Source organism: Leclercia sp. M50 (assembly GCF_037150775.1).
In the GTDB taxonomy this organism is placed as follows: Bacteria; Pseudomonadota; Gammaproteobacteria; order Enterobacterales; family Enterobacteriaceae; genus Enterobacter.
Genome location: NZ_JBBCPK010000007.1, coordinates 1 through 12363, shown reverse-complemented (window position 1 = coordinate 12363; position 12363 = coordinate 1). Strand labels below are relative to the sequence as shown.

General features: G+C 58.0%; 9 protein-coding genes and 1 pseudogene. 4 read left to right on the top strand and 6 right to left on the bottom strand.

The annotated features are described in order from the left end of the window. The first annotated feature begins 134 nt into the window (after nucleotides 1-134). On the top strand, nucleotides 135-1097 hold the full coding sequence (gene hemH, locus WFM46_RS02825; protein WP_103178515.1) for a ferrochelatase: 963 nt from the start codon (nucleotides 135-137) through the stop codon (nucleotides 1095-1097). Nucleotides 1098-1159: 62 nt separating this feature from the next. Next, nucleotides 1160-2464: an inosine/guanosine kinase gene (locus tag WFM46_RS02820; protein ID WP_103178516.1), complete on the top strand. Its 1305-nt coding sequence runs from the start codon at nucleotides 1160-1162 to the stop codon at nucleotides 2462-2464. Between the two features lie 76 nt (nucleotides 2465-2540). Here the strand turns inward: WFM46_RS02820 and ybaL are convergent, their stop codons facing one another. Continuing rightward, complete coding sequence (ybaL, locus tag WFM46_RS02815; RefSeq protein WP_180208994.1) at nucleotides 2541-4217, bottom strand: YbaL family putative K(+) efflux transporter; 1677 nt, start codon at nucleotides 4215-4217, stop codon at nucleotides 2541-2543. Nucleotides 4218-4450: 233 nt separating this feature from the next. Beyond that, the gene (locus tag WFM46_RS02810) at nucleotides 4451-5656 is read right to left on the bottom strand and encodes an MFS transporter (RefSeq protein ID WP_103178518.1); all 1206 of its coding nucleotides are present in this window, start codon (nucleotides 5654-5656) and stop codon (nucleotides 4451-4453) included. Between the two features lie 163 nt (nucleotides 5657-5819). Here WFM46_RS02810 and ushA point away from each other — a divergent pair, with 163 nt between their 5' ends. Continuing rightward, a complete protein-coding gene (gene ushA, locus WFM46_RS02805; RefSeq protein ID WP_103178519.1) occupies nucleotides 5820-7472 on the top strand; it encodes a bifunctional UDP-sugar hydrolase/5'-nucleotidase UshA in 1653 nt (550 codons plus the stop codon). Between the two features lie 101 nt (nucleotides 7473-7573). Here ushA and ybaK read toward each other — a convergent pair whose 3' ends face one another. From ybaK to copA, 3 genes are all read right to left on the bottom strand, one after another. Next, complete coding sequence (gene ybaK / locus WFM46_RS02800; RefSeq protein ID WP_103178520.1) at nucleotides 7574-8053, bottom strand: Cys-tRNA(Pro)/Cys-tRNA(Cys) deacylase YbaK; 480 nt, start codon at nucleotides 8051-8053, stop codon at nucleotides 7574-7576. Between the two features lie 199 nt (nucleotides 8054-8252). Beyond that, complete coding sequence (locus tag WFM46_RS02795; RefSeq protein WP_103824082.1) at nucleotides 8253-9047, bottom strand: TraB/GumN family protein; 795 nt, start codon at nucleotides 9045-9047, stop codon at nucleotides 8253-8255. 75 nt (nucleotides 9048-9122) lie between these two features. Continuing rightward, nucleotides 9123-11621: a copper-exporting P-type ATPase CopA gene (gene copA, locus WFM46_RS02790; protein ID WP_336997029.1), complete on the bottom strand. Its 2499-nt coding sequence runs from the start codon at nucleotides 11619-11621 to the stop codon at nucleotides 9123-9125. A gap of 106 nt (nucleotides 11622-11727) precedes the next feature. Between copA and cueR the strand changes: the two genes are divergently transcribed. Beyond that, nucleotides 11728-12138, top strand: coding sequence for a Cu(I)-responsive transcriptional regulator (gene cueR / locus WFM46_RS02785; protein ID WP_103824084.1), 411 nt, complete (start codon nucleotides 11728-11730; stop codon nucleotides 12136-12138). On the opposite strand, the pseudogene WFM46_RS02780 reads toward cueR, so the two are convergent. Beyond that, nucleotides 12135-12363 (bottom strand): annotated as a pseudogene (locus tag WFM46_RS02780) (DUF3142 domain-containing protein); the annotation flags it as partial. The gene cueR and the pseudogene WFM46_RS02780 overlap by 4 nt on opposite strands.

The window sequence follows — 12363 nt, the reverse complement described above, 5'->3', positions numbered from 1 at the left end:
CACCACCACTTAACGTGGTTCTCACCCGGGTCCCCGGGTGAGAAAAATTCTCATTTTACCTTTTGCTGCAATTGGTTCCGTTTACGTACTTTTCAGATACACTTATCAGCCTGTTAAAAGGTTATGAGGCGTGAATGAGTCAGGCGAAAACCGGCATCCTGCTTGCCAATCTGGGAACCCCCGAAGCACCTACTCCAGCGGCGGTAAAACGCTACCTGCGACAATTTTTAAGCGATACGCGCGTTGTGGATACCCCACGCCTGCTGTGGTGGCCTTTGCTGCGCGGCGTGATTCTGCCGATCCGTTCGCCGCGCGTGGCAAAGCTCTATCAGTCCGTCTGGATGGAAGAGGGCTCACCGCTGATGGTCTACAGCCGTCGTCAGGAGAAGGCGCTGGCCGCCCGTCTGCCGGATATGCCGGTAGCGCTGGGCATGAGCTACGGCAAACCTTCCTTGAAAAGCGCCGTCGATGAACTGCTGGCGCAGGGCGTTGAGCACATTGTGGTGCTGACGCTCTATCCGCAGTATTCCTGCTCCACTGTGGCAGCCGTCTGGGATGAGCTGGCGCGCATTCTGGCAACCCGTCGTCGCATTCCGGGTGTGACCTTTATTCGCGACTACGCGGATAACGAGCTCTATATCAACGCCCTTGCCAGCAGCGCCCGCGCGTCGTTTGAGAAACACGGCGAGCCGGATCTGCTGCTGCTCTCCTATCACGGCATCCCGCAGCGATTCGCCAACGAAGGGGACGACTATCCGCAGCGCTGCCGCGATACCACCCGTGAGCTGGTATCCGCCCTCGGCCTGCCGCCCGAGAAGGTGATGATGACCTTCCAGTCGCGCTTTGGCCGCGAGCCGTGGCTGACCCCTTATACCGATGAGACCCTCAAAATGCTGGGTGAGAAGGGGGTGAAGCATATCCAGGTGATGTCGCCGGGCTTTGCGTCAGACTGTCTGGAAACCCTGGAAGAGATCGCGGTGCAAAACCGGGAGTTCTTCCTCGAAGCGGGTGGGACGAAGTACGAGTATATTCCGGCCCTTAACGACAATCCTGAGCACATCGAGATGATGGCGTCACTGGTGACCCGCAGCCGCTGATCGCACTCTGCGCCGGGTTTGTGCTACCATTCCCGGCCCATCCGTCACTCATAGCTCAGAACATGAAATTTCCCGGTAAACGTAAATCCAAACACTACTTTCCCGTTAACGCCCGCGATCCGCTGCTGCAGCAAATTCAGCCGGAAAATGAGTCCAGTGCCGCCTGGGTGGTGGGTATCGACCAGACGCTGGTGGATATTGAAGCAAAAGTGGACGATGCGTTTGTCGAACGTTACGGCCTGAGCGCCGGGCACTCTCTGGTGATTGAAGACGACGTAGCGGAAGCGCTCTATCAGGAGCTGGTGCGGGATAACCTGATCACCCATCAGTTTGCCGGGGGGACCATCGGCAATACCATGCACAACTACTCCGTGCTGGCGGACGACCGCTCCGTACTGCTGGGCGTGATGTGCAGCAATGTCGAAATCGGCAGTTACGCCTACCGTTATCTCTGCAACACCTCCAGCCGGACCGATCTGAACTACCTGCAAGGGGTGGACGGGGCGATTGGCCGCTGCTTTACGCTGATCGGTGAATCCGGCGAGCGGACCTTCGCCATCAGCCCTGGCCATATGAACCAGCTGCGCGCCGACAGCATTCCTGAAGAGGTGATCGCCGGGGCATCGGCACTGGTGCTGACCTCCTATCTGGTGCGCTGCAAGCCCGGTGAGCCGATGCCGGAAGCGACCATGAAGGCCGTGGAATACGCGAAGAAATACAACGTGCCGGTGGTCCTTACCCTGGGCACCAAATTTGTCATCGCCGATAACCCGGAGTGGTGGCAGGCGTTCCTGAAGGAGCACGTCTCGATTCTGGCGATGAACGAAGAAGAGGCCGAAGCCCTGACCGGGGAGAGCGATCCGCTCCTGGCATCCGATAAGGCGCTGGACTGGGTCGATCTGGTGCTCTGCACCGCCGGGCCGGTAGGGTTGTATATGGCGGGCTTCACCGAAGAAGAGGCAAAACGCAAGACCCAGCATCCGCTGCTGCCGGGGGCGATTGCCGAGTTCAACCAGTTTGAATTCAGCCGCGCCATGCGCCATAAGGACTGCGTAAATCCGCTGCGTATCTTCTCGCATATCGCCCCGTACATGGGCGGCCCGGAGAAGATCATGAACACCAACGGCGCAGGCGATGGCGCGCTGGCGGCGTTGCTGCACGATATCACCGCTAACGCATTCCACCGTACCAACGTGCCGAACTCCAGCAAACACAAGTTCAACTGGCTGACCTACTCGTCGCTGGCGCAGGTGTGTAAGTACGCAAACCGCGTGAGCTATCAGGTGTTGAACCAGCACTCACCGCGCTTAACGCGCGGCCTGCCGGAGCGGGAAGACAGTCTGGAAGAGTCCTACTGGGACAGATAAGTCCATTCCCCGGCAGCGCTGCGCTTGCCGGGGCGACGTCCAGGCCTGCTAAGCGAAGCGCCAGCAGGCTTTTTTTTTACCCCATCACCGGCGCCTCAACCGGCGGTTTATCCAGCAGCGCCAGCATCGTATTGGCAATTTCACGCTCACCCATCACCACCTGATTCGCGCCACGCTCGGTGATGTAATCCACCTCGTCGTCGTAATGGGCGCGGGCAATAATTTCAATATCCGGACACTTTTCGCGCGCCGAGGCGACAATCTCACCCGCTTCATAGCCGTTGGGAATGGTCAGCAGCAGCCAGCGCGCGCAGTCCAGATGCGCCAGATTCATGATCTCTTCGTTCGCCGCATTCCCCAGCACCGCCCGGATCCCGCGTGCGCGCAGCTCATCCACGCGGGTACGGGAGTTTTCAATCACCACCAGCGGAATGCCCTGTGCCATCAGCTTCTCACCCAGCAGGCTGCCGACGCGGCCAAAACCCACCAGCAGGGCGTGGTTACATATATCCACCGGGATCTGCTTCTCATCCTCAATGGCCTCTTCCAGCGTCTGATCGTCCAGGGTTTCGGTTTTATCGAGGTATTTTTCCAGCAGCGCGAACAGTATCGGGTTCAGCATGATTGAGAGGATCGCCCCCGCCAGCACCAGGTTTTGCCCGGCCTGCGGCAGCAGATCCAGCGCCATGCCCAGCCCGGCGAGAATAAAGGCAAATTCACCAATCTGGGCGAGACTGGCGGCGATGGTCAGCGCGGTACGCGGCGAGTGGCCGAACATGCGCACCAGGAAGAAAGCGGCGAGTGACTTACCGAAGATAATGATGGCCAGCGTGCCGAGTACCGCCAGCGGCTGTTCAATGAGGATCATCGGATTGAACAGCATCCCTACCGAGACGAAGAACAGCACCGCAAAGGCGTCGCGCAGGGGCAGGGTATCGTGGGCGGCACGGTGGCTCAGCTCCGATTCGTTCAGCACCATCCCGGCAAAGAAGGCCCCCAGCGCGAAGGAGACATCGAATAGCTCCACGGCTCCGAACGCAATACCCAGCGCCAGGGCCAGCACCGAGAGGGTGAACAGTTCACGCGAGCCGGTCGCTGCGCTACGGGCGAGGATCCACGGTACCAGGCGGCGGCCCACCAGCATCATAATGGCGATAAACGCCACTACCTTACCGATGGTAATACTCATATCCAGTGCCAGCGAGGCTAAACCGACGTTCTCTTTTTCCAGCATGCCGGCGACCGCAGGCAGCAGCACCAGGGTCAAGACCATCACCAGATCTTCAACAATCAGCCAGCCGATGGCGATCTGCCCCCGCTGGCTGTCAATGAGCTGTCTCTCTTCAAGCGCGCGCAGCAGCACCACGGTACTGGCGGTAGAAAGACAGAGCCCAAACACGATGCCGGTCATCAGCGGCCAGCCCAGCACCGCGGAAAGCGCCATACCCAACAACGTCGCCACGGCTATCTGGGCGATCGCGCCGGGAATGGCGATGGACTTTACCGCCATCAAATCCTTCAGGGAGAAATGCAAACCCACACCGAACATCAGCAGGATCACGCCAAGCTCTGCCAGCTCCGGGGCGAGTTTCGTATCAGCAACAAAACCTGGGGTAAAAGGTCCGGCTAACACGCCCGCCAATAAATAGCCCACCAGAGGGGAAATACGCAGTTTGTTGGCAATCATGCCGAGAATAAAAGCGAGTACAAGTCCACCAACAATGGTGGTGATAAGCGGTGTGGCGTGGTGCATTCCGTCTCCTTTCGTTGCTGTATGACGCCATTTTTGGTCGGGAAACCAAAAAGCTGTGTAATAGTTTATGACAAAATTAATGATTACGTTTATGAATAATCATTGGATTTTGGTAAAAACAGCAATAAAGGAGAAACGGAAGCCTGGGCGGGGAATTTTCAGAAGGAAAGTAAAGAAAGGCAGATGGTATAAGGAGAGGGCGCGGCCAAACCGGAAGTTTGACCGCCAATAAATCAGGCATTATGCCGGTTATCAGGCAGGAATATAGTCAACATCCCGAGAAGCGGCAGGAAAGCGCAGATTTTGTAGACCAGGAAGATGCTGGTATGGTCTGCAATCAGGCCTAATACCGCTGCACCAAGGCCACCCATGCCAAAAGCAAATCCAAAAAACAGCCCGGAAACCATGCCGATACGGCCCGGAAGCAGCTCCTGGGCATAGACCAGAATGGCAGAAAACGCAGAGGCGAGGATAAAACCAATGATCACGGTTAAAATACCCGTCCACCACAGGGTTGCGTAGGGCAAAATAAGCGTGAAGGGCGCAACGCCAAGGATAGAGCCCCAAATCACATATTTACGCCCGATTTTGTCACCCAGTGGCCCACCAATAACGGTTCCGGCGGCAACGGCAAACAGGAAGGCGAAGAGATGAAACTGGGCGTTTTGTACCGATAATCCGAATTTTTCCATCAGGTAAAAGGTGTAATAGCTGCTGATGCTCGCCATATAGAAATATTTGGAGAAAATCAGCATCAGCAGAATGCCGACCGCCAGAATAACCTTGTTACGGGGAAGGGGATTGATAACCGGCGCTTTTGGTTTGCCCTTATTAACCCGGTGCTGGGCGGCGTACCAGCGGCTGATTTGCGCCAGCACCACAATCGCCAGCAGCGCAGCCAGCACAAACCAGGCCACGTTTCCTTTGCCATAGGGGGCAATAATTACCGCCGCCAACAGCGGGCCGAGGGAGCTGCCGAAGTTACCGCCCACCTGGAACAGCGACTGCGCCAGCCCGTGACGGCCACCGGAGGCCATACGCGCCACGCGGGACGACTCCGGGTGAAATACCGACGAGCCGGTGCCCACCAGCGCGGCGGCCACCAGTACCCCTTCAAAGCTCCCGGCCATCGCCAGCAGGATCAGGCCGCTCAGGGTAAAGCACATACCAATGGGCAGCGACCACGGCATCGGGTATTTGTCCGTCCAGTAGCCCACCACCGGTTGTAGCAGCGATGACGCCAGCTGGAAGGTGAGGGTGATCATGCCGATCTGCACGAAGGTAAGAGAGAACTCGGACTGCAATAAGGGGTAGATCGCCAGAATAAGCGACTGGATCATATCGTTCAGCAGATGCGAAAGACTGATTGCGCCAAGAATACCAAATGAGGTGCGAGCCTTAGCAGCCGACACCGGTGGAGTAGATTCACTGATTGCCATAAATACCACGTCGATTGTTATAGGAAGTGCAGGATGTAATTATTATCCGCCTAACATACCTTTCCCCGACATTTGAGGAAAGTCGCAATTCTGAAAACATATTTGTCTATTCTGATTACTCATTGTAATTTTTGCGTTTGTCTATGCATCAGGGAGTGAAGAAATGAAGTTAATGAAGCGAGGCGTCGCGCTGGCAATCATTGCGGCGTGTGGGCTGATCAGCCTGCCGGCCCAGGCCTGGGAAAAAGATAAAACCTATAACATCACCATCCTGCATACCAACGATCACCACGGCCACTTCTGGCGCAGCGAATATGGCGAATATGGCCTTTCTGCACAGAAAACGCTGGTGGATGGGATCCGTAAAGAGGTGGCGGCAAAGGGGGGTAGCGTGCTGCTCCTCTCCGGCGGCGACATTAATACCGGCGTGCCGGAATCAGATTTACAGGACGCTGAACCCGATTTCCGCGGCATGAATTTGATTGGCTACGATGCGATGGCCGTGGGCAACCATGAGTTTGATAATCCCATCGAAGTATTACGCCAGCAGGAGAAATGGGCCAAATTCCCGTTCCTCTCCGCCAATATTTATCAGAAAAGCACCGGCGAACGCTTATTTAAACCCTGGGCCATTTTCAAACGCCAGGATATTAAAATTGCGGTGGTGGGGCTGACCACCGACGACACGGCGAAAATTGGCAACCCGGAATATTTCACCGATATCGAATTCCGTAAGCCGGCTGACGAAGCGAAGCTGGTGATCCAGGAGTTGCAGCAGAACGAAAAGCCGGACGTGATTATCGCCACTACCCATATGGGTCATTACGATAATGGCGAGCACGGCTCGAACGCGCCAGGGGATGTCGAGATGGCGCGTAGCCTGCCGGCGGGCTCCCTGGCGATGATCGTGGGCGGTCACTCCCAGGATCCGGTCTGCATGGCCTCGGAGAATAAAAAGCAGGTGGACTATGTGCCAGGCACGCCGTGCGCGCCCGATAAGCAGAACGGGATCTGGATTGTGCAGGCGCACGAGTGGGGCAAATATGTGGGCCGGGCCGATTTCGAATTCCGTAACGGCGAGATGAAGCTGGTTCACTACCAGCTCATCCCGGTCAACCTGAAGAAGAAGGTGACCTACGATAATGGCCAGAGCGAGCGCGTTCTCTATACGCCAGAAATTGCGGAAAACCCACAGATGCTCTCCCTGCTGACACCGTTCCAGAATAAAGGTAAAGCGCAGCTGGATGTGAAGATCGGTACGCTCAATGGCAGACTGGAAGGCGATCGCAGCAAGGTGCGCTTCGTGCAGACCAATATGGGCCATCTGATCCTGGCCGCCCAGATGGCGCGCACCAATGCCGATTTTGCGGTGATGAGCGGCGGCGGCATCCGCGACTCCATCGAAGGGGGCGATATCACCTATAAAGATGTCCTCAAGGTGCAGCCGTTCGGCAACGTGCTGGTCTATGTCGATATGAGCGGTAAAGAGGTTACCGACTATCTCACCGCGGTGGCGCAGATGAAACCGGACTCCGGCGCCTATCCGCAGTTTGCCAACGTGAGCTTTGTGGCGAAGGGCGGCGTGCTCAACGACCTGAAGATCAAAGGCGAACCGGTTGATCCGGCGAAAACCTACCGTATGGCGACCCTGAGCTTTAACGCCACCGGCGGCGATGGTTATCCGCATATCGACGACAAACCAGGCTATGTGAATACCGGCTTTATTGATGCCGAGGTGCTGAAGCAATACATCCAGCAGAACTCACCGCTGGATGTAAATGCCTATGAACCGCAGGGTGAAGTGAGCTGGCAGTAAGCGCCGTCAGCGCCGGGTGGCAGTTTCGCCTTACCCGGCCTACGGTTCGAACGGTTTTGGGTTTTGTAGGCCGGGTAAGCGCAGCGCCACCCGGCGTTTTTTTAATCCCGACGCGCGATATCCGCAAACTGCGCATCCAGCATTTTCGCCAGATCGCTCGCCGCCAGCTCAATATCCATCCCGCGCTTGCCGCCGGAAATATAGATCGTCTCAAACGCCTGTGAAGGTGCATCAATCAGTGTCGGCAGGCGCTTCTTCTGCCCCAGCGGGCTAATTCCCCCCACCAGATACCCCGTGGTGCGTTGCGCCACCATCGGGTCGGCCATATCCACTTTTTTGGCGCCCAGCGCTTTGGCCACTTTCTTCAGATCCAGTTGGCTGGCAACCGGCGTCACCGCCACGGCGAGGTGTTTCATATCGCCATTCACCGCGACCAGCAACGTTTTATAGACCTGATCCGCATTCAGACCCAGTTTACGCACCACTTCATCACCAAAATTGGTTTCAGCCGGATCGTGGTCATAGCTGTGGATCCGAAACGGAATCTTGTTTTTTTCGAGTAATTTAACGGCGGGAGTCATAGCAATCCTTATTAGCCCGGACAATAAACGCCTTAAGAATACGCCTCAAAAGCGGCTAAAAAATAGCACCATCTTGCGCAATAGTGTTGGCAGTGATGGTCACTTTGAGCGACAATCTGCTGAACCGGAGGTCTCCTCCGGCATAATAACAATGATGAAATTCCTCTTTGACGGGCCAATAGAAATATTGGCCACTTTTTTATCTCAGCAGCGACGGCAAATTCCCCTCGCCGTACAGATGCAACGCCCCCACCGCCACCACATACCGCCCAGCCGGCAACGCGTGCAGCTTTTCGCACCACGCCTGATTACGCTCATGCATCAGCACATCATACAGCGACTCGCTGAAGGTCGCCGGAAGCGCCAGCTTGTCGACGACAGGGGGGGAATCCAGCCACCAGCTCACCATGGTTTGCAGCAGGCGGGCATTGGTGTGCCAGTGGGTCAGGGTATCTTCCAGCAGCAGCAAACCGTCGTCTGGCATCTGGCGCAGCAGGGCGATCTGGCTGGCCGCCCCTTCCAGCTCAATGACCGGTAGGTTCTGCGTGCGCGCGGCATTCAGCAATTGGTAATCGATGCCGTAATCTCCCCGCAGCCCCAACCGCTGCGCCTGGGTAGCCTGCAATACCATAGCGATCTGCCACAGCGGCTGGCTCTCAAGCTGATTAAGCGATAATCCAAGCTCCCCGGCGACCCGTTGCAGTTCCGTAAGCTGGGTCGGGCTGAGACGCTCCGCCAGCGGAGGCGGGATTGCAAGTCCTGCGAAGGGCGACTCATCCCCGGAGATATCCGCTTCGACGATCAGCGCGTCGGCATGATGCAAGCGGGTAACCAGGCCATCGGGCAGGGGAGACATATCCCGCGTACCCATATGGATACTGCCGACCAGATGCAGATGCTGTCCGCCGGGAAGGGTGATATCAAGACCAGGCCAGCGATAGCGGCGGGGGAAGAGGGCGCGAAACGATGCTTTCAGACGTTGAAACAGACCCATACGCGCTCCCTGATGAAAAATTCATGCTAGCGCGTGGGGAGGAGTGGCGCAAGACGTCCTTGTCCTGCGACCACCTCAGGCTTTAGGTTTAAAGCGCAACAGGCGGTTGGCGTTGCTGACCACGGTAATAGAGGAGAGGGCCATGGCGGCACCCGCCACCACCGGATTGAGCAGCGTGCCGGTCAGCGGCCATAAGATCCCGGCGGCGACAGGAATACCGAAGGCGTTGTAGATAAAGGCCCCCAGCAAATTCTGCTTCATGTTGCGCAGCGTCGCTTTCGAGATGGCGAGCGCGTCGGCCACGCCGGTCAGACTGTGGCGCATCAGGGTTATCGCCGCCGTTTCGATGGCGACATCGCTGCCGCCGCCCATGGCAATCCCGACATCGGCCTGTGCCAGCGCCGGGGCATCGTTGATGCCGTCGCCAACCATCGCCACCCGGCGCCCCTGCTTCTGCAGTTTGATAATCGCCTCCGCCTTGCCATCCGGCAGGACGCCCGCAATCACCTCATCAATGCCAGCTTCCCTGGCGATAGCCTGTGCGGTAGTGGCGTTATCGCCGGTCAACATCACCAGACGATAACCCTCCCGGTGCAGGCGTTGCAGTGCGGTCACGCTGTCTGCGCGCAGCGGATCGCGGATGGCAAACAGCGCCGCGGCCCGCCCGTCAATCGCCAGCAACACCGGCGTTGCGCCCCTGGTGGCCCAGGTGTGCAGATGTTCATCCAGCGCGCTGGTATCAATGCCATTTTCCGCAAGCAGCGCCTGATTACCGAGCAGCAGGGTGCGGTTGTCCACCTCGCCGCTGACGCCAAGGCCACGCAGGGTGCGGAAGTTATCTACCTGGGCGAGCGCGCGCTCCGCTTTATCCAGAATCGCCCGGGCCAGCGGGTGGCTGGAACCCTGCTCAAGTGCGCCTGCCAGATTGAGGGCGGCAGCTTCGTCGATCCCACCCAGGGTATGGACGGCAACCACCTGCGGTTTACCTTCGGTCAGGGTGCCGGTTTTATCAAAGACCAGCGTATCCAGAGTGCCGGCGCGTTGCAGGGCGTCGGCGTCGCGCACCAGCACGCCCGACTCCGCGGCACGTCCGACGCCGGAGATAATCGACATCGGCGTCGCCAGCCCCAGGGCGCAAGGGCAGGCGATAATCAGCACCGTGGTGGCGATCACCAGGGTGTAAACAATCTGCGGCGCGGGGCCAAAAAAGTACCAGATAGCGGCGCTGAACAGGGCGATACCCACCACCACCGGCACGAAAATGGCAGAGATTTTATCCGCCAGCTTGCCGATCTCCGGTTTGCTGCTCTGGGCCTGGCGCACCATCCGAATAATGCGCGACAGCGTGGTGTGACTGCCGACGGCGCTTGCGCGGAACAGCACGCTGCCATCCTGCACGACAGTACCGGCATGAATGCTCTCCCCGTCGCTTTTCTGCTGCGGTACCGGCTCGCCGGTGAGCATCGCCTCGTCAAACCAGGCTTCGCCCTGGGTGATCTCCCCGTCCACCGGGACGCGATCCCCGGTGGTCAGGCGCAGGATCATGCCTGCTTCAACCTCTGCCAGCGGCACGCTTTGTTCGCCGCTCTCCGTTACCACCCGGGCGGTGGGCGGTGTTAAATCGAGTAATCTTTCCAGCGCTTTCGACGAACGCTGCCGGGCCCGCGCCTCCAGCATATGGCCTAAGTTGATCAGGCCGATGATCATGGCGCTGGCTTCATAGTAGAGATGGCGCGCTTCCATCGGGAACCACTGTGGCCAGAGGTTTACGCTCATCGAGTAGAGCCACGCCGCGCCGGTACCCAGCGCCACCAGCGTGTCCATGGTGGCGGTGCGGTTTTTCAGGCTCTTCCAGGCGCTGGTATAAAAGTGGCCGCCGGCGACGATCATCACACCGAGGGTGAGCACGCCGATCGCCAGCCACAGCGTGCGGTTATCGTCGGTGACCATCATGTTGTCGCCGAGCATACCCCAGCCCATCACCGGGATACCTACCAGCAGGGCGACAATCGCCTGCCAGCGAAAACGTTTCATGGTGGCGATGGCCGTCTCCTGCTGGCGCGCCCGCCGTTCGACGTCATCCTCAATCGCTTCGGCGCCGTAGCCCGCTTTCTCAACGGCCTGCACTAAATCAGCGGCGGAAGCACTGCCCATCACCAGCGCAGTGCGTTCCGCCAGATTGACCCGTGCCTGTGCCACACCCGGAACCGCCTGCAGGGCATCCTGCACCCGGGTGACGCAGCTGGCGCAGCTCATGCCGTTGATCAACAGCTGTTGGCTGTCATCACTATCGTGAGCTGCCGGAAGCTCAGAGGGGTCCGCTGTCAGTGCTTCCGACGGAGTTGTTGACGCTGTCAGCGGATCAGCCTTTGGGTGGCTTAACGCCGCACCGTAACCGGCCTGTTTGATGGTGTCGATCAGGGCATCGGCGCTGGCGCTGCCGGTGACGACCGCGTGCTCGATGGTCACCTCTGCATGCTCAACGTCCGGGCGTTGCTCCAGACTCTCTTTAACGCGTTTGACACAGTGGCCGCAGGAGAGGCCGTCCAGTGTCAGATCGATGGTTTGAGACATAATTAGCTCCTTATAAATCTCCAGCCAGATATTGACCGGAGAGACACTTTCATCTAACTGTTATCAAGGTTAAACCTTCCATCAAGGGGAAGGTCAAGGGGGAAACGTGAATATCAGTGATGTTGCCAAAAAAACTGGCTTAACCAGCAAAGCGATTCGTTTTTATGAAGAGAAAGGGCTGGTGACACCGCCGCTGCGCAGTGAGAACGGCTACCGGAGCTATACGCAAAAGCACCTTGATGAACTGACGCTACTGCGCCAGGCGCGGCAGGTGGGGTTCAATCTGGATGAGTGCGGCGATCTGGTGACGCTGTTTAACGATCCTGCCCGCCACAGCGCCGACGTTAAAAGCCGGACGCTGGATAAGGTGGCTGAAATTGAGCGGCATATTGTAGAGCTACAGGCGATGCGCGATCGGCTGCTGGCCCTGGCCGAGAGCTGCCCGGGGGATGAGAGCGCTGACTGTCCGATCATCGATAATCTCTCCGGCTGCTGTCATCGTAAGGTGAAGGCTTAACGCCGGGCCGGGTTGAGCATAAACACCACCGTCCCGCGATACCAGGGAGATTTTCGCAGTTGCGCTTCGGCCTGCACATCCCGATGACCGTTTTGTACCAGCCCGAGCTTAAAGGGAATGCGCAGCCGGGCAAGCGCGGGCAGATAGGCCTGATAATTGTCTACCGTGTGGCGGCCCTGATAGCTCTGGATCACCAGCTCATCCACTGCCAGGCTATTCAGCGTG